The organism is Bacillus sp. KICET-3 (assembly GCF_033261025.1).
GTDB lineage: Bacteria > Bacillota > Bacilli > Bacillales > Bacillaceae > Bacillus > Bacillus sonorensis.
In genome coordinates this window covers 2015265-2041165 of sequence record NZ_CP137345.1, presented here as the reverse complement: position 1 = coordinate 2041165, position 25901 = coordinate 2015265, and the positions used below count along the sequence as shown (strand labels likewise).

The 25901-nt window shown below is 50.5% G+C and carries 4 protein-coding genes; all 4 read right to left on the bottom strand.

The window, feature by feature from the left end; all coding sequences use genetic code 11:
• Window positions 1-6: 6 nt before the first annotated feature.
• From R5H20_RS10025 to R5H20_RS10010, 4 genes are read right to left on the bottom strand one after another with little or no spacing between them, the layout of a single operon-like run.
• Window positions 7-9462 (bottom strand): non-ribosomal peptide synthetase, encoded by a 9456-nt coding sequence (locus R5H20_RS10025; protein WP_006640278.1) that lies wholly within the window; start codon window positions 9460-9462, stop codon window positions 7-9.
• Window positions 9452-19864: a non-ribosomal peptide synthetase gene (locus R5H20_RS10020; RefSeq protein WP_006640279.1), complete on the bottom strand. Its 10413-nt coding sequence runs from the start codon at window positions 19862-19864 to the stop codon at window positions 9452-9454. Before R5H20_RS10020 ends, R5H20_RS10025 begins: the two co-directional genes overlap by 11 nt.
• Window positions 19861-25446, bottom strand: coding sequence for a type I polyketide synthase (locus R5H20_RS10015; protein WP_006640280.1), 5586 nt, complete (start codon window positions 25444-25446; stop codon window positions 19861-19863). Before R5H20_RS10015 ends, R5H20_RS10020 begins: the two co-directional genes overlap by 4 nt.
• Window positions 25446-25736: a hypothetical protein gene (locus tag R5H20_RS10010; RefSeq protein ID WP_141231115.1), complete on the bottom strand. Its 291-nt coding sequence runs from the start codon at window positions 25734-25736 to the stop codon at window positions 25446-25448. The genes R5H20_RS10015 and R5H20_RS10010 overlap by 1 nt, the downstream gene beginning before the upstream one ends.
• Window positions 25737-25901: the final 165 nt, after the last annotated feature.

Genomic DNA, 25901 nt, shown 5'->3' with positions numbered 1-25901 from the left:
GATATGTTATTCCTCCTTCCTCTTTACATTCCGCGGCGCCGGCTGAATGGAAGCAAACGGAGACATGCTTCCATTGGCCTCAATCCATACAGCAAGGTCTCTCACCGTCGGATGGAGAAACAGCTCCCTGAGCGGCACTTCCGCCTCTAATTCCTGGTGGATGCGGGCTATTAGAGTCATCGCTTTCAATGAATGGCCGCCCAGTTCAAAAAAGTGGTCTGTAGCCCCGACGCGCTCCACTCCAAGGACCTCCTGCCATAGAACGGCAAGTCGTGCCTCTGTAGCCGTAGCCGGCTCTGTATAAGCACTTGATAAACGTTTTGGTTCCGGCAGGGCTTTTCGGTCCAGCTTGCCGTTTGATGTCACAGGCATGCGTTCAAGCTCTGTCAAAGCTGACGGCATCATATATGCCGGGAGCGCAGCGGCAAGATATCCGCGCAATTCATCCGCCCCAACCGGCCTGTTGGCGGTGTAATAGGCGCACACCTCCATGCCGCCGGCACCTTCCCTGGCAATCACAACTGCTTCCTTTACTGCATGATGCGCCATCAGCTGATGTTCGATTTCACCAAGTTCGATCCGATATCCGCGAATTTTGATTTGATGATCGATCCGTCCTATAAATGTAATTTGTCCGTCTGGCAGCCACTTTGCAAGATCACCTGTCCGGTACATTTTCGCCCCGCTTTGAAAAGGATCCGCTACGAATTTCTCATCGGTAAGCTTCGCTTGGTTGATATAGCCGGGGCCTACACTGTCACCTGAAATGTACAGCTCGCCTTCAACTCCGATAGGCACCAGCTTCTTCTGCTGGTTGAGCAAATAAATGCGTGTATTGGAAATCGGCCTTCCTATGGAAGGAAACTCGTCGATCTGATCATCCGGGTTCATCGTCAGCGTCGTCACGACATGCGTTTCTGACGGACCATAATAATTATGAAGCGAAATTTGCTTTTCCCGAAGCGCCTGTTTCATTTCGCCGCTAACGACCAGTTGCTCGCCAGCTGATGCAATATGGTCGACACATGCAGGAAAGCGGTCGGCATAATATTTATTTTGAAATAGAAATTTCAAGAAAGCAGCCGGCAGAAACAGAACCCGGATCTGGTGGCGGTCAATGATGTTCAGCAATTCCTCCGGATCTGTCTGCTGCTCTTTTGTGATCAGCCGCAGCGTCCCTCCCGACAACAGCGTGGAGAATATTTCATGATAGCTCGCATCAAAACTAAAAGTCGCATATTGCAGCACATGATGGCTGAAATCAATCCCCCCCATTGTCAGCTGAAAATGAATCAGGTTTACAAAATTGCGGTGATTCAGCATGGCGCCTTTAGGTTTTCCGGTGGTCCCGGACGTATAGATCACATAAAACAGATCGTCGGGCTGATTGACCGCTTGCGGATTGTGTGACGGCTCATCCAATAATTCATCGCTTTCAGGCTCAATGACCGTAACGCCGGCAGGTACCCGTTCAGCCAGATGGGACTGAACGACAAAAGTGGATGCCGAGCTATCTTCAATCATTAGGCGGATTCGTTTCGCGGGATAATCAGGGTCAACCGGTACAAAAGCCGCCCCGCTTTTCAAAATCCCGAGAATGCCGATGATCATTTCCGGTGAACGCTCCGTCATGAGTCCAACAACATCATTCGGATGAATGCCGCGGCTGCGTAATGAATGCGCAAGCCGGTTTGCCCGTTCATTCAGCTCACGGTATGTCAACTGTCGGTTCTTGAACGCTATCGCGATATGGTCCGGCGTCCTTTCTGCCTGTTCCTCAAATAACTGCTGGATCGTCTTATTTTGCGGATAATCCGCCTCTGTATCGTTAAATGTAATAAGCAGCTGATGCTTTTCAGCTTCTGTCAAGAGATCAATCTCTCCCAGCGGTATATCAGGGGTTTCAGCCACTTGCTCCAAAAGCCTCAGCCAGTGCCCTGTCCAGCGCTCGACCGTCTCCCGTTCAAACAGCGCTGTGCTGTAGCCCCACGTAAAGGCAAGTCCCGTTTCTCTCTCTTCTGCCTGCAGCGTCAGATCGAACTTGGCTGTTTTATACATCTGCCGTTTATACGGACGTAGCGTCAATCCGTTCATGTTAAGCTCTGCATCGTCCATATTTTGAAGCACAAACATCGAGTCGAATAAAGGATTTCTGTTCACGTCGCGATGCACTTCCAACTTTTCCACCAGTTCTTCAAATGGCACTTCCTGGTTCTCAAATGCCCCCAGCGCCATTTCCTTGATTTCCTGCAGAAAGGCTTTGAACGTTTTGTCGCCCCGGGGCTGTCCGCGCATCGACAAAGTATTGGCGAACATTCCGGCGATCGGCTCCAAATCGGCATGCGGCCGTCCGGCGATCGGCGATCCTATGATCATATCTTCCTGTCCGCTATAGCGGGAAAGCAAGGTTTGATACGCCGCAAGCAGCACCATGTACAGCGTCGCCCCGTTATCCTTCGCCAATTGCTCCAGTTTCTGTTTTAATTCCAAATCGGCATGCGCTTCTATCGCATCGCCCGCAAAGCTTTGGACCGCAGGACGCGGTTTATCGGCAGGCAATTGCAGCAGCGGCAGTTCCCCGGATAGCTGCTCCATCCAGTATGCTTCTTTTTTTCTGTATGCTTCGTTTTTCATTCGCACATGCTGCCAAACCGCAAAATCTTTGTATTGAATTTTGAGCGGCGGCAAATCGGCGGCATCGTACAATTTGCTGAACTCATTTATAAAGATACTGAGGGTCACGCCGTCAGCGATGATGTGATGCATATCAATCGCAAGCAAGTGGCGATCTGCGCCTATTTCCATCATTCCTGCACGCAAGAGCGGAGCTTTGCTTAAGGCAAACGGCTGCACAAACGACTGCGCCCAATGGTCAGCTTCCTGCTCTGTACCGTGTACACGCGAAACCGTAAATGGTACTGTTTTCAGCACCTGCTGCACCGGCTCGCCCTCTGCTATAAAAAATCGCGTACGCAATGATTCATGGCGTTCAATCAGCTTTTGGAACACCTTTTCCATCCTTCTGTCGTCTACACGGCCATTCAATTCAAGAACGACCGGCATATTATAAGCAGTAGACTTCGGATCCAGCTGCTGCAGCACATACATCCGTTTCTGCGCCGATGAAACCGGATAGGTTTCCTGCCGGGGAACGGGCTCGATTCCCGCATATGGCGAAACGCTTTTCTTCGCTCCGATCCTATCTGCAAGCCCCCTCACCGTCGGATAGCGGAACACGTCCCGCAAGTGAATGTCCGTTCCGAATTCCTTGTGAATAAAAGAGACAAGCGTCATTGCCTTGAGTGAATGTCCGCCCAGATCAAAGAAATGGTCTGTCGCTCCTATCCGTTCGACCCCAAGCGTCTTCTTCCAAAGGTCGGCCAGACGTTTTTCCGTCTTCGTCGCCGGTTCTTCATATGCTGATGGAATAGATTGACAGTCGGGCTGAGGCAGCGCTTTTCGGTCAATTTTTCCGTTTGCTGTCAGCGGCATGGACGGAAGCCATGTAAAGAATGCCGGAACCATATACGCAGGCAGTGACAGAGCGGCATGGGCGCGCAGCTCATCCGCTGTCAGCCGCTGCTTTGCCACGTAATAAGCACACAAAGTTTTATCACCATTCGCTTCTTCCCGAGCGGTCACGACCGCTTCCTTTACCGCTTGGTGCTCGAGCATGCAATGTTCGATCTCCCCCAGTTCGATCCGGTACCCCCTGATTTTGACTTGATGATCAATCCGCCCTAAGTATTCAATATTTCCATCAGGCAGCCATTTCGCGAGATCTCCGGTTTTATACATTTGTTGACCTGCCTGAAACGGATGATCGACAAATTTCTCCGCCGTCAGCTTAGGACGATTCCAATAGCCGCGGGCAAGGCCCGCTCCGCTGATGCACAACTCGCCGGCAACGCCAATCGGCTGCATGTTCCTAAAGGGGCTGACCACGTATAATTGAAGATTATCGATCGGTTTTCCAATCGGAACCGTTGTTATGCCATCTGATAGCGGACACTCATAACAGCTTACTTCTACGGTGGCTTCTGTCGGCCCGTACATATTGATTAATTCAGCGCCGGTTTGACTGGACACCACACGCCGAAACCGCTCGGCCAATGGGGCAGGCAAAGCTTCGCCGCTGGCAAACACCTGCCTGATACTCCGGATCTGTTCAATTCGGCTGCCATCTTTAAGAGCATCGAGAAAAGCGGATAACATCGATGGAACAAAATGAAGGGTCTTAACACCGTACCGGGCGATGGTTTCGAGAATCACTTCCGGATCTTTTTCTCCCCCCGGCGGCAGCAGACACACTTTTGCTCCGACCTGTCCCCACCAAAACAGCTCCCATACTGAAACATCAAAACTAAACTGGGTCTTTTGCAGAACGACGTCATCGACCTCAAGCGGAAATTGTTTCTGCATCCAATGCAGGCGATTGACGACCGAATGGTGTTCGACCATGACGCCTTTCGGCTTGCCTGTTGAACCTGATGTGTAAATGACATATGCCATGTCATCTGCTTTACTAACCGGAGTCAGGTTGGCTTCGGCCTTCGTCAAACTGTCCGACTCGTCCAAGAGCATGCTTTCCCCGGAAAATGGAATGCTGCCGCCAATATGCGCCTGCTTTAATAACCAGCGCGTGCGGCTGTCCTTCAGCATAAACCCGATCCGTTCCTCCGGATAATCCGGGTCGATTGGAAGATATGCCCCGCCTGCTTTTAAAATGCCTAGTATCCCGACCAGCATCTCAATAGAACGCTCTGTCATCAGAGCTACGATATGATCAGGTTTGACTCCTTTCCCGCGCAGATCCCTTGCAAGCCTGTTCGCCCTCGCATTCAGCTCCCGATATGTGACCTTCCGACCTTCAAATAGGACAGCCGTTTGATCAGGCGTCCGTTCCACCTGTTCTTCAAATAGCTGATGAAGGGTTTTATTTCTCGGATACCTGGTTTCAGTACCGTTGAATTCAAATTGAAGCTGGTTTTTTTCCGCCTCTGTCAGTAAGTCGATCTCCCCGAGCTTGATGTCCGGGTCTTCCGCTACTTGCTCTAAAAGTCTTCGCCAATGTCCTGTCCAGCGCTCAATCGTTTCCCGTTCGAACAGTTCCGTCGAGTATTCCCAGCTAAATCGCAGCCGGCCGCTTTCCTCGTTTGCAAACAACGACAAATCAAACTTGGCGATCGTGTGCTCCTGTTCATAAGGGCTCAGTGTCAGTCCATCCATTGACAGCTTTGTCTTTTCCGTGTTCTGCAAGGCAAACATAACATCAAACACCGGATTCCGGTTGATGTCACGGCGCACCCCGAGCTTCTCAACAAGCGCTTCAAACTGTACTTCCTGATGTTCGAATGCGCCTAGCGCTGTTTCCTTGATTTCTTCTATAAATTCACGAAATGTCTTATGTCCTTCTGGACGCCCTCTCATCGGCAAAGTATTCACAAACATCCCGGCGATGTTCTCAAGGGACGCATGTGGGCGTCCTGCTACTGGCGATCCCACGATAATATCATCCTGTCCGCTATAACGCGACAGTAATGTTTGATATGCTGCCAAAAGAACAATATACAGCGTTGATTCGCTTTTCTGCACCAGAAGTTCAAGCTTTTGCTTCAGTTTTGGCTCTGCGGCTGTTTCAATTATATTCCCGCTGAAACTTTGTTCCGCAGGCCGCGGTTTGTCCGCCGGCAGCTGCAGAACGGGCAGTTCACCGGAAAGCCGGTCCAGCCAGTATGTTTCTTGATTGCTGTACGCCTCGCTTTCCATCCGCATATGTTGCCAAACCGCAAAATCTTTATATTGAATCGCAAGAGGCGCGAGCTCGATTTCGTGATACAGCGCATTGAACTCTTGAATGAAAATATTTAGCGTCATACCGTCTGCGATAATGTGATGCAAATCTATTGCAAGCAGGTGCCGCTCAGCTGTTACCTTCATGACTCCCACCCGGAGCAGCGGAGCTTTGCTTAGGTCAAACGGCTGTATAAACGACTTCACCCACCGCCCTGCTTCATCATCTGTCCCGTGATGGTAAGTAACATGAAACGATGCATTTTCTTCAATCCGCTGCACCGGTTCGCCGTCTGTCAAGACAAATCGGGTGCGCAGCGATTCGTGGCGGTTGATCAATTTTTGAAACGCCTGCTCCAAACGGTCATAGTCCAGTATGCCTTCCGCCACCAAAACGGCCGGTACATTATAAGCTGTTGCCCCAGGATCGATTTGCTGCAGTACGTACATTCGTTTCTGCGCAGATGACACCGGGTACTCTTTTTGACGCGGAATAGGAGTGATTCCGATGTAAGGTGATATTTTGCCATTCTCATCGAGCCATGCGGCAAGTTCTCTCACCGTTGGATGACGGAATAACTCACGCAGCGGGACTTCCGCTCCAAATTCCTGATGAATCCGGGCTACGAGCATCATCGCTTTTAAGGAATGTCCGCCCGACTTGAAGAAATGACTCGAAGCACCGGCTTTTTTAACTCCAAGCACCTCCTGCCAAAGGGCGGCCAAACGCGTTTCTGTTTCCGTCTCAGGCTCTACATGCGAATCCATAGCAGATACACGCTCCGGCTCGGGAAGCGCCTTCCGGTCAAGCTTGCCGTTTGGTGTTAGCGGCATCTTTGAAAGCTTTGTAAAGAATGACGGAACCATATATGATGGCAGCGCTTCTGCTATTTGATCACGCAGCTGTTCTGCTTCAATCGGTTGGCCCGGCACATAAAAAGCGCACAGCTCCTTTTCCCCGGATGCGTTCTCTCTTGCGGTGACAACCGCTTCCTTGACAGAATGGTGGGCTGAAAGATGAGCTTCTATTTCACCTAATTCGATCCGGTATCCGCGGATCTTGATCTGTTGATCAATCCGTCCCAAGTACTCGATATTGCCGTCCGGCAGCCATCTGGCCATATCGCCCGTTTTATACATCCGGCCGGGAGCAAATGGATTAGGAACAAACTTCTTTTCGGTCAGCTCCGGCTGATTCAAATAGCCGCGGGCCACCCCGGCTCCGCCCACGCATAATTCGCCGGGTGCTCCGACAGGCTGGAGCCGTCCCTCTGAATTCACGATATAAGCTGAAGAATTGCTGATCGGCCTGCCGATCGGAATCGGATCCCGATCATCCTGAATCCGATAACACGCCGAGAATGTCGTATTTTCGGTCGGCCCGTAGCCATTCCATATGGTCAGCGCCGGACAGGACTGTTTCACCATTCGAACATGTCGAGCCGACAGGACGTCGCCTCCGATGATTAAATGCTGCAGTCCGGCGAACATGTTTGCATTTTCATGTGCGAGCTGATTGAACAATGGCGAGGTCAGCCACATCGTTGAAATGCAGTTGTCTTTCAAAAAGCTCGTCATCTGTGCTGGATCAAGCAGCATATCCTTGCTCACCGGATAAATTGCGCCTCCGTGAAGAAGGGTTCCGAACACTTCAAAAACCGATGCATCAAAGCTTATCGCGCCAGTCTGTGCAAGGCGTCCGATTTGTGCGAACGGTACATATGACGAGCTATTTACTAAATGGACCACATTTTGATGTTCGACCATGACTCCTTTCGGTTTGCCTGTAGTCCCCGATGTGTACATAATGTATGCCAATTGCTGCGCCGTCGATGCGAGTTCCAAATTGGAGCTTTCGTATGGAGCTGAAACAGCATCCTCAATGAAAAGCACTGCTTCACTGCCGATAAAAGGAGGAACTGCCTCTTTCGTTGCAAGAATCAGCTTCGCTCCGCTGTCTTCCAGCATATAATGGATCCGCTCTTGCGGATATTCCGGGTCGACAGGCACATACGTCCCGCCGGACTTGAGGACGGCGAAAATTGCCGTTATCATCTCAATCGATCGATCTGCGACGACAGCCACAGCAACTTCGGGGCCCGCTCCCATTTTCCTCAATGCGCGTGCCAGTCTGTTGGCGCGCTTGTTCAGCTCGCTGTAGGTCAGCTGCTGCTCTTTATCAACCACCGCAGCGGCATCAGGCGTCCGTTCCACCTGCTCCTCAAACAACTGGTGAATCGTTTTATTCCGAGGAACAGCCGGATCCGTTTGATTGAATGTGCAAATGAGCCGGTGCTTTTCGGTTTCTGTCAATAGATCAATCTCTCCGAGTCTGATATCCGGATCATCTGTTATCTGCTTCAACAGGCAAAACCAGTGGCCCGTCATCCGCTCGACCGTCTCGCGCTCGAACAGGCCTGTGCTGTATTCCCATGTAAACCGCAGACCGCCCCTTTGTTCCTTCGCCTGGAGCATCAGGTCGAACTTTGCGATCTGATGTGTTACTTCATATGGATGAAATGCCAGTCCGTCCAGCACCAGCTCTTGATCCTCTACATTTTCCAGAACAAACATGGTGTCAAAGACGGGATTTCGATATCCATCACGCGAAATTCCAAGCTTTTCCATGAGGGCTTCAAACGGCACCTCCTGATGGTCGAAGGCTCCAAGCGTAACCTCCTTGATTTCTTCCAAAAACGAGCGAAAAGACTTTTCTTTTTGCGGGTATCCCCGAAAAACCAGTGTATTGGCAAACATTCCGGCCACCTTTTCAAGCGAAGGATGCGTCCGTCCGGCGACGGCCGATCCGACGATGATGTCATCCTCTCCACTGTAGCGGGCAAGCAGCGCTTGATATGCCGCCAACAACACCATATAGAGCGTCACTCCGTTTTCCCTTGCCAGCTTCTTCAGCTTTTCCTGCATCATCATATCAGCAGTTGCTTCCACTGCGTCCCCGGTAAAGCATGGCATCTGGGGACGCGGTTTATCAGCCGGAAGCTTCAATACCGGCAGTTCACCGGAAAGCTGTTTCAGCCAGTAAGTTTCCTGTCTCGCGTATTCCTCGCTTTTCATCCTTTCATTTTGCCAGACGGCATAATCTTTGTACTGGATCGTAAGCGGCTCCAGCCCGTCTCCCTTATAAAACGTCCCAAGTTCTTCGATAAGCATCTTCACTGTAACACCGTCAGCGATAATGTGATGCAGATCCACAGCCAACAGACAGCGTCCGTTCGGAAGTATCATCACTTCGACCCGCAAAAGCGGGGCTTTGCTTAAGTCAAACGGCTTTATGAATGACTGCGCCCAGCGTTCAGCGCCCTCTTCTGTTCCATAAGTGTACGCTATGTCAAACGGCACATCGTTCAGGACCTGCTGCACCGGCGCCCCCTCTTTCAAAAAAAATCGAGTGCGCAATGCTTCATGCCGCATCATCAGCTGGCGGAAAGCTTGTTCCAGCCGATGATGCTCCAATTCACCTTCTATCATCAAAATCTGCGGCATGTTATAAGCTGTTGCCGCAGGATCGATTTGCTGCAGCACATAGATTCTTTTTTGGGCCGATGAAAGTTCATACGCGTCTTGATGCGGGACAGGCTCAATTTTGATATGTGAACCTTCTTTTACAGGCTCTTCGGCCACTCCGTACTTCCTCCAATCAATCGGCATCGCCTTTCCTCCTTTGGCTTCTATCCGGAGTGCCAACATAGCTGGCATACAGCCGGTCATACCCTGCTGTTCCTATATCATTCACGATATGTTCCCGTTCGTTTTTGAAAAATAATCTCCGGTTTTCCGGTGTCATTTTGTCCAAATACTTGGTATATTGATGAATCGAGTGCCCTGCTGAGTCAATTCGATCCGCCAGTTCCCTGATGGTCGGATAACGAAATAATTCCTTCATCGAAATATCAATGTCCAGATCACGCTGAATGCGGGATATGAGTGTCATGGCGTTCAATGAATGGCCACCCAGTTCAAAGAAATGATCTGCGGCTCCGACGCGTTCGGCTCCAAGCACATCTTGCCAAAGGGCAGCCAATCTTGCTTCTGTTTCTGTCGCGGGCTTGATATAAACAGCCGACGCTGCTGCACGGTCCGGCTCAGGCAGTGCTTGACGGTCAAGCTTGCCGTTTCGAGTCAGCGGCATCTGCTGCAGTTCCATGAAAAACTCAGGCACCATATACGATGGCAGCATTGCGGCTATATGTGATCGAAGCTCGTGTAGGCCGACCGGCTGTTTTGCCACGTAATAAGCACATAATGATTTGGCGCCGCCGGCATCTTCCTTGGCGATGACAGCTGCTTCGCGCACCGCTTCATGAGATAAAAGCCGGTGCTCGACCTCCTCTATTTCAATTCGATAGCCCCGAATTTTCACCTGATGATCGATGCGGCCGAGATACTCGATATTTCCGTCAGGGAGCCAGCGGGCGAGATCCCCTGTTTTATACATTTTTTCACCCGGGCTGAACGGATTGGCTACGAATTTTTCGGCTGTCAGATCTGGACGATGAAGATAGCCCCGGGCCAATCCTTCACCTGCAATGCACAATTCACCCGCTGCTCCAATCGGAAGCAATTGATTGTTGTGATCCACAATATATACAGCATGATGATCGATCGGGCTTCCGATCGGAACCGATCTACCCGCGACAGAATGGCCGCCCTTCCATATCAGAGAGCAAACAGAAGATTCGGTAGGCCCGTATGCGTTATAATAGATCACTTGATTCTCCCATCTTTTCACAAGTTCAACAGATGGAGCCGATCCTGCAGTAATCAGCTTTCTTAAGGCCGGAACCCGCTCCGGCTCCAAATGCGCGGCATATCCGGGCGGCAATGTAGCTATTGTAATGTTGTTGTCATAAAGGAATCGTTCAAATAAACGATGATCTAAAATCACCGACTGGTCAGGAATATATAAAGCCGCCCCGCATAGAAGCGACATGGCGATTTCCCAGCATGACGCATCAAACGATAGACTTGCAAATTGAACGATTTTGTCCTCTTGGCTGACGGACATTCTGCTTTTGAATAAAAGAGTAAGGTTGCATAACCCGCGATGCTCGACCACTACTCCTTTCGGCTTTCCTGTCGTCCCTGATGTATAGATGACATACGCTGTATGCTGCGGTCCGGAGACCGGTTCCAAATCGGAGCCGTCCTGGCTGTAGGTTTTCTCCTCATCAAGAACGATCGTGGTACCCGAAAAAGGCGCGCGTTTTTGCAGATGGCGTTGCAAGAGCAGCAGCTTGATGCCCGAATCCTCTATCATATAAAGAATACGTTCTTGCGGATATTCCGGATCAATCGGAACATAAGCGCCGCCGGCTTTCAAAATCCCTAACATCCCGATGACCATTTCTAAAGAACGGTCAACCATAAGACCAACAAGCTGATCTGCTTTCATGCCTTCCGCCCTTAGCGTCCTGGCAAGCCGATTGGCACGGTCGTTCAGCTCGCGGTATGTCATCTGCCGGTCCCGGAACACGAGCGCGACATTGTCAGGCGATTGTTTTACTTGTTCTTCAAATAGCTGATGAATCGTTCGAGTCTTCAAATCATCTGTTGTTGTGTCGTTGAATGTGACAAGCAGCTGCCTTTTTTCTGCTTCCGTCAACAAATCAATCTCCTTTATCCGAATGAATGGATCATCTGCCACCTGTTCCAAAAGCCGGAGCCAATGACCTGTCCACCGTTCAACAGTCGCCCTTTCAAACAGAGCCGTGCTGTATTCCCAGGTGAACGTTAACCCGTCTGCCTGCTCTTCCGCTTGCAGCGTCAAATCGAACTTGGCCGTCTGGTACACTTTTTTGTATGAATCCAGTGAAAGCCCGTCCAGTACGAGCTCGGCATTTTCCGTATTCTGCATGACAAACATCGTATCAAATACAGGGTTCCGATTGATCTCACGGCGTACCCCGAGCTTGTCCACAAGCGCTTCAAATTGTACTTCCTGCCGTTCAAAAGCACCAAGCGCGGTTTCCTTGATCTCTTGTATAAACTGCTTGAACGTCTTGTCTCCATGCGGGTGCCCGCGCAATGCCAATGTATTGACGAACATGCCAGCGATGTTTTCAAGACCAGAGTGCTGGCGGCCGGCGATCGGCGATCCGACGATGATATCATCCTGCCCGCTGTAGCGTGCAAGCAGGGCCTGATATGCAGACAGAAGGACCATATACAGTGTCGATCCGCTTTCTGCGGCCAACTGGTCAAGTTTTCGTTTCAGCTTCAAATCTGCCGTTGCTTCAACAGTGTCTCCCGCAAAACTTTGCAGGGCAGGCCGCGGTTTGTCAGCCGGAAGCTCCAGCAACGGGAGTTCGCCGGATAGCTTTTCAAGCCAATATGCTTCTTGTTTCCTATAGTCTTCTGTTTGCATCCTTTTGTTTTGCCAAACGGCATAATCTTTGTAATGGAGCTTGAGCGGCTGCAGTTGTGCCCCGTTATACAGCATGCCGAGCTCATTGATCAACAGGCTTACCGTGATGCCGTCAGCAATGATATGATGTATATCTATGGCCAACAAATGCCTGTTATCAGACAGCGTCATCACTTCTGCACGTAAAAGGGGTGCTTCACTTAAGTCAAAGGGCCTGACAAATGATCGCAGCCACCGATCAGCTTTTTCCTCAGAGCCGGACCTGTACGACAGGCGGAATGACGCGTCTTCAAGCACCTGCTGCACCGGCTCCCCTTCCAGAAGGATGAAACGAGTGCGAAGCGATTCATGCCTTGCGATCACCCCGTTGAACGCCTGTTCAAGCCGGGTTCGGTCGAGGCGTCCCGTTATCAGCAAAACCTCTGGCATATGATACACCGTTGATTCCCGGTCCATCTGCTGCAGGACATACATTCTTTTCTGTGCTGAAGAAAGAGCGTAAGCCTGCTGTTTTGGTGCTGCTTCAATTTCGGCAAATGGAGAGGCACCTTTGTGTGCATCAATCCATGCCCCGAGTCCCCTAATCGTCGGAAAACGGAATAGCTGCCGCAGCGGCACCTCTGTTCTGAATTCTTTGTGGATTCGCCAGATCAGCGTCATTGCCTTTAGCGAATGGCCTCCTAGTTCGAAGAAATCCTCATCGGCTCCAATTCTCTTTAGGCCGAGCGTCTCTTGCCAAAGAACGGCTAAGAGCTCTTCCGTTGCCGTGTCAGGCTTGACATACGAACCAACAGAGGCAATACGTTCAGGCTCCGGCAGTGCCCGGCGGTCCAGCTTCCCGTTTGATGTCAGAGGCATGGATTGAAGTTCCGTAAAGAAAGACGGTACCATGTAAGGCGGGAGCGCCGCTGCTACATGTGCGCGCAATTCGTTTTTCTCAATCGTCTGCTTCGCTGTAAAATATGCGCACAGCGTTTTGTCTCCACTGCCGTCTTCCCTCGCGATCACGACGGCTTCCTTGACCGCTTCATGCTTTAAAAGCTGATATTCGATTTCATCCAATTCGATCCGATAGCCGCGGATTTTTACTTGATGGTCGATTCTCCCTAAATATTCAAGATTTCCACCAGGCAGCCATCTGACGAGATCTCCCGTCTTGTACATGCGTTCACCAGGGGCAAACGGATTGGATACAAAGTTCTCAGACGTCAGGTCCGGACGATTCCAGTAGCCTCGGCCGACTCCGGCTCCGCCGATATAAAGCTCTCCGGGAATGCCGATCGGCTGCAATTGCCGTTTTCCATCTGTAACATACAGCTGAACATTGGAAAGTGGTTTTCCGATCGGCGCATGTCCTGATGTCGACAAGCGTCCTTCAGCCGTTTCACCGCTTATTTCATAATAGCTGGCATCAATGCACGCTTCTGTTACCCCATAGGAGTTTATGATGTTCATACGTGATCCAAATGTCTTTTGAAGGTGATCGAAATCGGCTGACGGACAGCTGTCTGAGCCAAGGATCAGCCGGTTGAGCGCTCCTGTGTCCAGCTGGTTGTCTTCTATATATTGCATAAGCGACAATGCCAAGGCAGGAGTGGTTTCAAGCATGTGAATATCATGCGTGATCAGGAGCTGATAAACAGCTGCCGGTTCCAGCCTGGATTCGTTCGGACATATCACCAGTTTTCCTCCATGAGCGAGCGCCCTGATCAAGTCACCGGCAAACACGTCAAATGAAAAGCTGGCCATTTGCAGCACATTAGCAGTTTCTTTATCAAGCCCATATGCTTTACGCCATGCATGGGCCATGCTTTGAAGGCTGCCGTGTTCGATCATGACTCCTTTTGGCCGGCCCGTCGTTCCTGATGTGAACATCACATATGCCAAATGCTCCTGTTTTGTGACAGAATCAAGGTTTTCTTCCTGCTGACGACTGATCTGTACGGACTGAAAATCAATGACTTCCCCTCTAAAAGAAATTCGTTCCACAAGCGCCTGATGAGTGATGACAAGCTTTGCACCGCTTTCGTCAAGCATGTACTGAATCCGGTCAGAAGGATACTCCGGATCGATCGGCACATATGCACCGCCCGCTTTCCATACTCCGAGCACGCCAACCGCCATGTCTACAGAGCGGTCGGCAAGAAGCCCTACGAGTTCACCCGGCTTTACCCCTTTGCCTCTCAGCATCCGGGCCAGCTTGTTTGCCCGTTCGTTCAGCTCCCGATATGTAAGCCGCTCCTCCTTGAACGCCACTGCGACTTGATCCGGACATCGTTCCGCTTGTTCTTCGAATAACTGATGAACAGTTTTACAATCCGGTTGTGCCACCTTTTTTCCATTAAATGCGGTCAGCAGCTGTCGTTTTTCTGCTTCTGTCAGCAGTTCAATCTCACCAAGCAAGAGGTCAGGATTGTCCGCTACCTGTTCAAGGAGCTTCAGCCAGTGGCCCGTCCAGCGAAGTATGGTCTCCCGCTCAAACAGCTCTGTGCTGTACTCCCATGTGAATATCAGCTTGCCGCTCTTTTCCTCGGCCTGAAGGGTCAGGTCAAATTTGGCGATCGGGTGTTTTTGTTCGTAAGGATGAAGGGTCACCTCGTCTATTTCGAGCTCAACGCCACCCGCATTCTGCAGGACGAACAATGTGTTAAATACCGGATTACGGTTCACATCGCGAGGCACCCCGAGCCTATCAACAAGCGCCTCGAATGGAACCTCCTGGTGTTCATAAGCTTCGAGCGCCGTTTTCTTGATTTCCTCGGCAAACGTTCGAAATGTTTTATTTGACTGCGGATATCCCCGCAGCGGTAAGGTGTTTACAAACATGCCGGCGATGTTTTCAAGAGCGGCGTGCTGGCGTCCAGCTATCGGCGATCCGACGATGATGTCCTCCTGACCGCTGTAACGCGACAGCAATGTTTGATATGCGGCCAAAAGCACCATGAACAGCGTTGTTCCGGTTTCCTGCGCAAGTTCCTTGAGTTTTTCGTTCAGCCGTGCACCAGCAGATATTTCCAAGATATCCCCTGCAAAGCTCTGTATCTGCGGACGCGGCTTGTCAGCAGGCAGCTGCAGCACCGGTAGTTCACCGGAAAGCTGTTTCAGCCAGTATGCTTCCTGCTCCCTGTACACTTCGCTTTCCAAACGGGCATTTTGCCAGACGGCAAAATCTTTGTACTGGATCGTAAGCGGCGGGAGCTCCTCTCCGCGGTACAGGCGGCTGAACTCATTGATCAACAGGCTTGCCGTTACACCGTCAGAAATGATATGGTGCATGTCTACCGCCAGAACATGCCGACCGTCCTCCAGTTTCATGACCCCGGCCCGGAACAGCGGAGCCCTGCTTATATCAAACGGCCGTACGAAAGTCTGAACCCATTGTTGGGCCTCTGTTTTTGTTCCATTAAAATATGGCACTTCAACACTTACTTGCTCCATTACTTGTTGTACCGGTGCTCCGTCAACGATATCGAAGCGTGTACGGAGTGATTCATGCCGGGCAACAAGGCTTTGAAACGCCCGTTCTAATCGAGCGCGATCTAATGGACCTTCTGCCAGAAATACGGCCGGCATATTGTAGACCGTTGCCTCGGGGTCCATTTGCTGGAGGAAGTACATCCGTTTTTGTGCTGATGAGACCGGATACGTCTCCATTGACGGAGCCGGTTTGATCTCTGCGTACCGCGAAGTTCTTCCGTTCGCCTCAATCCATGCGGCCATTTCCCTGACCGTAGGATGAAAAAATAACGCCCGCAGCGGTACTTCAGTTCCTAATGCACGATGAATACGCGACACAAGAGTCATCGCCTTCAATGAATGTCCCCCGAGTTCAAAAAAGTCATCTGCGGCCCCGACCCGTTCCAATCCGAGCACTTCCTGCCAGAGAACGGCCAAGACCGACTCTGTCTCGGTCGCCGGTCTTATATTGGCTGATGCAGATACACGGACAGGCTTCGGCAGAGCTTTCCGGTCCAGTTTGCCGTTTGGCGTCAGCGGCATCTGATCGAGCTCGATATAAAATGAAGGCACCATGTAGGAAGGCAGCGCCTCCCCGATAAACGTTCGCAGTTCATCTGATGATAGCGGCTGATGACCGACATAATAAGCACACAATGCTTTATCCCCGCCGGCTTCTTCCTGCGCGGTGACGACAGCTTCTTTCACTCCCTGGTGCGCCAGCAGCCGATGCTCAATTTCTCCCAATTCAATGCGATAGCCGCGGATTTTGACTTGGTGGTCGATCCGTCCCAAATATTCGATATTTCCGTCAGAAAGCCAGCGGGCAAGGTCTCCCGTCTTGTACATCCTTTCCCCCGGAATGAACGGATGCTCTAAGAATTTCTCCGCCGTGAGCTTTGGCTGATGTAAATAGCCCCGGGCCAGTCCGGCTCCGCTGATGCACAGTTCCCCCGGGATCCCGATCGGCTGAAGCATGCCATGGGGGCCTGTGACAAACAATTGCAGATTATCGATCGGTTTTCCAATCGGCACTTTTGAAAGACGCTCCGCTTGCGGGCAATCGTAATAGCTCACATCAACGGTCGCTTCTGTCGGTCCGTACAGATTGATGAGACTGGCCCCGGTTTTACGGGAAATGAGGCGCTGAAACCGTTCTGCGAGCTTCGCCGACAAAGCTTCACCGCTCGCAAATACCCGCCGGATGCTCCTGATATATTCAAACCGATCTCCATCCTCCAACGCATCCAAAAAGGCGGATAACATTGACGGGACGAAATGCAGCGTGGTGATGCCGTACCGTTTAATCGTCTGAAGCAGGACTTCCGGATCTTTTTCTCCTCCAGGCGGCAGGAAGCAAACCTTTGCACCGGCCTCTCCCCACCACAGCAGTTCCCATACGGAAACATCAAAGCTGAATGGCGTTTTTTGTAAAATCACATCATCCTGATGAAGCGGGTACTGTTTTTGCATCCAATACAAACGATTAACGACTGAATGATGTTCAACCATGACGCCCTTTGGTTTGCCGGTTGATCCCGATGTATAAATCACGTATGCCAAGTCATCAGGTCCGGCTGCTGCCGGCAGATTGGGCTCCATTTGCTGAAGCTCGGCTCCTTCATTTAATATGACAGCATCTCCGCTAAACGAAATGTGCCCTCCCCGCTCTGGCTGTCTCACAAGCCATCGGGCTCCACTGTCAGCAAGCATGTATCTGATTCGTTCTTCCGGATAGTCAGGGTCAATCGGAAGATATGCGCCGCCTGCCTTCAAAATGCCAAGTATACCTACCATCATCTCGGCCGAACGCTCCAGCATTAAACCTACGATATGATCCGGCCGGACGCCTTTATCGCGCAGTATGCGCGCCAACCGGTTCGCTCTGGCATTGAGCTCCCGATATGTCAGCTGTCTGTCTGCAATCAGTACAGCCGTACGGTCCGGCGTCCGTTCAGCCTGTTCTTCAAACAGCTGATGGAGCGTTTTCGTCTTTGGATAGTCCGCTTTCGTATCATTGAACGAGACGAGGAGGATCTGTTTTTCCGCCGCCGGGAGCAGATCGATATCGCCAAGCTTGATATCAGGTTTTTCCGCCACCTGTGCCAAAAGCTGCAGCCAGTGATCCGCCCAGCGGCAGATCGTCTCCCGCTCGAACAGTCCGCGATGATATTCAAATTGGAATGTCACTCCTGACGGATCGTTCCCGACTCTCAGCAGAAGGTCAAATGTCCGCGCTTCATCTAATTCTAAAGAAGGTGCTGCCTGACTCAGTTCACCGCAGGATGCGTCTTGCCGGACAATGAGTACGTTAAAAATAGAGTCGGCATTCATCCCCAGCTTCTCTGCAACGGGCTCAATCGGAAATTCCCGATGCCTAAATGCAGCCTCCGCGATATCCGCCATCTCTTTTAGAAACGCTGCAAACGTTTTTTCACTCTTCGGGTGCCCGCGGAGCGCCACTGTGACCGCAGCCCGATTTGAGTCCTTGAGATCCTGAGCCGGCGAGCCCACAATGATGTCATCCTGTCCGCTGTAGCGGGACAGCAATGTCTGAAAAGCAGCCATCAGCACCGTATATAACGTTGTCCCGTGTTCACTTGCCAGCTGTTCGAGCTTCTGCTTGAATGCCGCCCCGGCCCTGATTTCTGCCGTATCTCCCACAAAGCCTTGCACCGGACGCGGGTGATCTGCCGGCAGTTGCAGGATGGGCGGTTCTCCAGCCAGCTGTTTCAGCCAAAAGGCTTGGTGTCGCAGCTTAGCATTCTCTCTTTTTTCTTCTTCGCTCATCAGGCCTTCTATATCAAAATCCATGATCCGCTGAGCCGGATTTGATGCAAGACTTTCGAGCAAAGCGGAATATTGCAATGCCATTCTTTCGATCCGGTCTCTAGAAAAAAGGTCTGTATTATACTCAAAATGACAAAGCATGGATTCAGGCTTTTCATAGATTTCAAGAGACAGATCGTATTTGGATCTCCCGGTGTCAACATGCATATACTCGAGCTCCAATTCAGACAGCCTGATGTTCGGCATAAATTGGTGCAGCGCAAACATCATCTGAAACAAAGGACTGCGGCGGAATGAACGATCGGGCTGCAACCGGGCTACCAACTGATCAAAAGGAACATCTTGATTGGATAAAGCGTTCCATGCTTCTTCACGGACTTTGTTCAACAGCGTTTGAAAACTCGGATTGCCGGAAAGGTCTGACCGGATCACAAGCATATTAATAAAAACCCCGATCATGCCTTCCAATTCCTTTCGGTTTCGTCCGTGAACCGGAGTCCCTATGGCCACATCCTCCTGATAGGTGTGGCGGAAAAGCAATACCTTGAAAGCAGACAATAGAACAGCGAACAGTGTAGCGCCTTCATTGCGGCTCAATGTTTTGAGAGACGCATAGAGCGGTTTCGGTATCGTCAGCATGAAGCTTGAACCTGCATAGGTTGGGACATCGGGACGGGGACGATCGCCCGGAAGTTCCAGCACCGGCACATTTCGAAGCTTGTCTTCCCAGTATTCGTACTGTTTTTTTAGACGATCTTCCTCAATGGTTTGACGCTGCCAGCTGGAAAAGTCGGCATATTGGACCTCCGGTTCGGGCAGAACGGCAAAGTTCCCGGTAAGGAAGCCGTCGTAAAATGTCAGCATTTCTTGCATAAACACTTGTAAAGACCAGCCGTCAAAAATCGTATGATGCATGTTTAAAAGCAAAATATGGTCTTTTTCGCTCAAGCAGAACAGTATGGCACGCCAAGGAACTTCGTTCAAGTCAAATGGTTTGAGAATCTCTTCCTGCAGGCGGCGCCTACTTTCCACCTCCCGTTCGCTTTTGCTTAAATGGTGACAATCGATGACCTCTAAGGTTATCGAGAAAAACGGTAATACCCGTTGGACCGGCTCACCATTCTCCCCTTTCGAAAAGCAGGTTCTGAGAATGTCATGCCGCTTGCACATTTCATCAAGGCTTTTTTGAAGCAAAGAGCGGTGCAATACACCTGTCAGTCGAAAACAGCTTGGCACATTGTAGAAGGAATTGCCCGTCTCCATCTCGTTTAACAACCACAAGCGCTGCTGTGGAAAAGAAAGCGGAAACTTATTTGATCCGCGTGGCTGAACCGGAATAGAAGATCCCTGTTCAGCACGCGCTTTCTTTTTCAGCAGGTCAATCACAAGGGCTTTATGATCTGATGAAAGTTTTTCGAACTTATGTTTAAAGTCATTCACTCTTTTTCCTCCCCTGCAGAAATTTCATGAAGCAATGCCTGTAGTTCATCTTTCGATAGATTCTCAAGCTCCTGAAGGACTTCAGCCGTCTCTTCATTCAGCTCCTCTGCAGGAATATCCGTCAGCCGGCTTGAAATTTGCTCGGAAAGCCGGACAATGCTCGGGCCTTTCAAAAGATCGACAATGGCGATGTTGATGTGGAAATGATCATCTATCCGGTTCTTCAGTTCGATCGCCATCATGGAATCTAATCCGTAATTTCCGAGCGATTGCTCCGGTGACAGTTTGGAACGGTTTAAACTTAAAACACCGGCTGCGATATCTTGAAGATGTGAAATGATAAAGGAACGGCGCGCGTCCGGATCTTTCAGGGCAAGAAGAGCTGTCAGCGGATCCCCGCTTTGGCCTGCGGCGGCATCCGGGTCTTTGTCAGCCGTTTTTTCTTCGGCGGTGACAACAGACAGCATACTCGGCTGATTGCCGCCGAAATTCGCTTTTACAACCAGCGGCCAGTCTGCGCCTACAACGGCGGCCTGGGCTACCTTTTGTCCGAGCAAATGTCCGAAGGCTTCCAGCCCTTGGTCATTTGTCATCGGATAAAAACCGCGGTGTACAAAATACTGCAGCAAATCAAGCTGAGTAGCCATTCCGGCTTGTCCCCAAGGGCCCCAGTTGATGCTCAAGGCCGGCAGACCTTTCGCCCGGCGGTAATGTGCAAGCCCGTCCATAAACGCATTGGCCGCTGAATAGCTGCCCTGTCCGGTCGATGCGACAAGCGATGCGATCGATGAAAACAAGACAAAGAAGTCCAAAGGATGATCTTCAAATTGTTTATGCAAATTCCATGCACCGATTGTTTTAGGCTCCATAACCCGGCTGAAATCCTTCTGTTGAACTTGAAGAAGAATCTGCGGGAGCGCCGCGCCGGCAGAATGAATCACACCCCGAATTTCCGGCCAGCTCTCTTGCTTATACGCTTTTAGATAATCTGACAGACTTTGCTCATCATTCACATCTACAGCAGCAACATGGACCGCTGCACCCAGCTTTTCAAGCTCTTTCACCGCCTTGACGCGATCAGCCATTGGATGATCCGGCCGAATATCGTTCCAGGCATGACGTTCAGGCAGAGGCTTTCGCCCCATCAGAATCAAATGGCGGGCTCCCCGTTCCGCGAGCCATCTGGCAACCAATAAACCAAGGGCTCCAAAACCTCCCGTAATTAAATAGCTGCCATCGAAACGAAACACCGGGTCAGCCGGCAGATGCAGGTCTTTTCTCTCGATTAGTCTCGCAACATAGCGCAGACCATTCCGAAAAGCGATCTGGTCCTCATCACTGCGGGAGGCGATTTCCTTCCAGATCCGTTCTGCTTCACCGGCATCTGGCAACGGATCTAAATCGATCAAACCGCCCTTGATATCACGGTGTTCAAGCTGGTTTATCACTTTCCCCAGCCCCCAAACCGGGGCTTGCAGTACATGAATCGCACCGTCATCGTTGACAATATTTTGCGCGTTTCTCGTCATCACCCAGAGACGCGGGGCTGTTTTCCAGCTGAAGCCGGCCAGAGCCTGGACAACATGGAGAACAGATATGCTGCCTAGAAGCTCTGCTTGCCGAAGAGTTTCCGGGGCTGCATCCTGCATATCTGCAGCATCGAGATTCCAAAGATGAATGATGCCTTTTAAATGGGAGCCATTTCCGCCCGCCTCCAGAACCAGCTTGCGGTAATCCTCGGGATCAGAAGGCTGAATCCGGTACTCACCAGCAGATTTGACAAATTGTTCCCCAGGGTAAACCATGACAAACTGCTCGTCTCGATCCGCCAATATGCCGGCAATGCTCTGACCGACGCTTTTTCTGTCAGCGAAAATCAGCCATTTTCCATGTCTGGTTTTCGATTCTGTCCGTTTGGCATCTTCCAGCTGCTGTGTCTCCCACTGTAAATCATAAAATGCCTGTTCCTTCATCGTATTTTGGTCGGCGGTTTGTTCTTTCAAAGACTTGGCATGGCAGTTTTTAATATTCAATATGATGTTCCCTTGTTCATCCAAAAGAAAGATATCGCCGATTAAAAGGGAATCGTTTTGGCTGTTAATCCGGGCGTAGATCCACATATCCGGTTTCACTTCGGGATAAAAAGCACCGCCTGCCCCCTCGGGAATATATGCAGATTCCACGCCTGTCGGCATATACACGGTCTCAGCTCCGCCCTCCCCAGCAAAAGGCAATGCAGCGGCAAGCACTTGGAAACAAACATCAAGTACAGCGGGATGATAGTGATAGTCCGAAATTTCTCCATGAAGCTCAGCGGGAATTGACACCTTTGCCAGCGCTTCTTCAGACCCCTGCCAAAGCTTTTCGATCCCCCTGAATGTCTGTCCGTACTCCAACCCCAATGTCCGGAATTGCTGGTAGCATGCAGCATGGCCGATTTCTGTCAGGCACCTGCCTTTCAATTCATCCAGGTCGACCGGTTCAGGCGCTTGAGCGGTTTGGACAATCAGCCTGCCTGAAGCGTTCAGCTTCCAGTCCTGTTGTTCATTATTGAACTTGCTGTAAATCGTAAACTCGCCGTCTTTCGGATGAAACATCAACCTCAGCATGATTGTTTCACTTTCAGGTATGAATAAAGCTTTATGGAATTCAACATGGTCGACCGTCAAAATAGAAACGGAATCCTGATAAATTTCTTTCGCGGCGGCCAGTCCCATTTCGGCGTATGCGGCCCCCGGAAACACAACGTTTCCTTGAATAAGATGGTCTTTCAAATATGACAAATGCGTCATATTCACTTCAGATTCCCAGGTTGGCAAAGGTGAAGACAGTCTTTTGCCTAAAAGCGGATGAACTTTATGCCCCAATCTGTCTTGTGCTGAGGCTTCAGATTCCTGCCAATAACGTTCCAGCTGCCACGGGTAGGTTGGAAGCTTTTCAAATGCGCCTCCGTCCGGATAAAAAATGGACCAGTCGATCTGGTATCCGGCGGTATAAAGCCCGCCAAGCGTTTCAAACAGCTTGAGGCTGTCATCTTCAAAACGCCGCAATGACGCCAAAACGGTTCCTTTTTTATTTGCGTTTTTCAACGTTTCTGAAATTGAATGAGCCAGTACAGGATGAGGACTGATTTCCAAAAAAGTGTGATAATCGGATTGAATGATTTCTTCTATTGATGAGGCAAATTGAACCGGTTTCCTTACATTTTCCCACCAATAATCAGCGGTTAAATCTCTTCCAGCGATTTGTTTTCCGGTTACTGTGGAATACAAAGGTGTGATCGTGCGGTGCGGAGACAAGTCGTGAAGGGATTTCAGCAGTTCTTCTTTCAACGGATTCATATAATGGCTGTGATACGGCACTTTTCCGCGCAAATACCTGCAAAAAACGCCTTGTTCTTCCAAAGGCTTGATGATTTTTTCCAACGAATCGGGATCACCAACCAATGTCAGTGAGCCTGGGCTGTTCACAGCGGCAACCGAGACGCTGTCTTCAAACCCATTCAAAAGCGGCTTGACATCTTCCAACGAAAGACCGACCGCCGCAAGCTTGCCCATGCCTGTTGTTTTTTGCTGTAACCGGCTGCGATGATAAATGACACGGACGGCTTGTTCGATAGACAGCGCTCCTGAAGCATAAGCGGCTGCGACTTCCCCGGCGCTGTGGCCGACGATAGCATCAGGTTTGATTCCCCATGATTTCCATAAGGCGGTAAGCCCCACCTGAAGAGCAAATATGGCGGGCTGGGCAAACTCTGTTTCCTCCAAAAGCGATTGTTCTTCGTTCTTTAACATTTCCTTCAGCACCGACCATCCGCCGTACTGCTGTAAAAGCCGGTCGCATTGTTCAACGGCTTGGCGAAATACCGGCTCTGTTTCGAGCAGCTTGCGCCCCATCCCCCACCATTGAGGCCCCATTCCAGAATACACAAACACAAGGGGTAAAGAAGCGGTTGCCCCTTTCACCAAGTCATGATGCCGGACTTCTTGCACGACGCTTAATCCGGGATACGGTTCTTCTGAAAGAAAAGCGTGCAGTTGATTGATCAGCTCTTCCTTTGAATCAGCCACAGCGGCTAGACGGCAGCTGTGATGGGTGCGCTTCACGCCGGCGGTATAGCATAGATCATGCAGAGTAGAGCAGGCTGAATCATCCTGTTCCAACCGATCTTTATAGGCCGCGGCAACATCTTTCAACGCCTCCAGACTTCTCGCAGATGCCGGAAAAACATACGGTTTTTCCGTAAATGTCCGGACAGGCGGCATCACATGCGGCGCCTCTTCCAACACAACATGGGCGTTCGTTCCTCCAAAACCGAACGAATTGACACCGGCGACGGCAGGCCCGTTTGTATCCGGCCATGGTGTCAGAGCCCGGGGAACTTGCAAACAAAGCTGCTCAAATAAAATCTTCGGGTTCGGGTCATTCAAATGAAGGTGCGGCGGAATGGCTTTATGTTTTAAGCAGAGCGCCGCTTTGATCAAACCGGCAATACCCGCAGCCGCTTCCGTATGCCCAAAATTGGTTTTGACCGAACCGATATAACATGTATCACCTTCAGGCCGATCCATTGAGAGAACGCTGCCGAGCGCATTTGCCTCTATCGGATCGCCCACAGGCGTTCCCGTTCCGTGTGCTTCCATATACTGAACCCGTCCGGGGCTGATGCCGGCCTTTGAATACGCCTGCCGCAGCAGTTCCTCCTGAGATTCGCCCCGCGGCACGGTAAGTCCGTTGGAATGTCCGTCTTGATTTACCGCTGTCGCTCTGATTGTCGCATAAATTCGGTCCCCGTCTTTTAAAGCTTTTGATAACGGCTTTAATACCGCAACACCGACGCCTTCTCCGCGAACATAGCCGTTTGCAGAGGAGTCAAATGTTTTTGAGCGCCCATCCGGCGACAGCATGCCGGCTTTCGACTCTGCAATGGTATAATCCGGCTTCAGCATCACGTTTACGCCGCCGGCAAGCGCCAATGACGCCTCATGATTCCACAAGCTTTGACAAGCCAAATGAACAGCTACCAAAGAAGAAGAACAAGCGGTATCGACAGATATGCTCGGCCCGCGAAAATCAAAGGCATATGACAGCCGGTTTGACAACAGCGTCATCATCGAACCTGTCGCCGTATGAGCCTCCACCAGGCTGCGATTGCTCTCCGAAAATTGAAGCAGTTTATAATCAAGCGTAAAACCGCCGATGAATACTCCGGTATCACTGCCGGCCAAACGTTCCAGAACCTGGCCACCGTCTTCTAAAGCCTCCCAGCTCGCCATCAGCAGCAAACGCTGCTGAGGATCCAAACTGACCGCTTCCCTCGGAGACATGCCAAAAAACTCAACATCAAACTGATCAAATTTCTCGAGAAACCCTCCCCATTTGGAAACGGTCTTGCCTTTTTTGAATCGGTCTTGATCATAGTAAGATTCGACACCCCAGCGGTCTGAAGGAATTTCGGATATCGCATCAATCCCCTCGGACAGCATTTTCCAATAGCTTTCCGGACTATTCACCCCTCCCGGGAATCGGCATCCGATTCCAATAATCGCAATAGGTTCCAAAGCAATTTCAGTTTCCTTCATTACTCATACTCTCCTTTAGAAAACATATTATCTCTTCGTTCAAAGCCATGATGTCCAACAGGATAAACCAGATGCGTTCGTCTCAACGCTTTAACCTTTTTTTCACTGTGGATATGCCGTTTGATATATAGGAAAAACTTTTTTTCTACCGTCATTTCTCGTTCAGACAAAACCAACAATATATTTTTGCTATGTAATTCTACTGGCGTTATGCTTTGCCCGGGGGCAGGCCAGCGGATGTCGAACAGTGAAACCGTTTCGATTACAAAAATAAAAACAAACCACTGCACCACCATCATCATGAGATGGTTTTAAAAAAAGCCTCTCTAAAAAGAAAAGCTTTCATCAGATTTGCTTGACTTGTTTCGAAGCCGCCTTTCCAGGTTTTCATTTAAACTTAGAAAAAAATCTTTCAACAAGCACGTTTTAAAAATAGAAAACTACTAAGGAATGAA

Bases quoted from the DNA above. Each gene is read 5' to 3' on its own strand.
- R5H20_RS10025 (WP_006640278.1), bottom strand. From the start codon at position 9,462: ATGCCGATTGATTGGAGGAAGTACGGAGTGGCCGAAGAGCCTGTAAAA.
- R5H20_RS10015 (WP_006640280.1), bottom strand. From the start codon at position 25,446: ATGAAGGAAACTGAAATTGCTTTGGAACCTATTGCGATTATTGGAATC.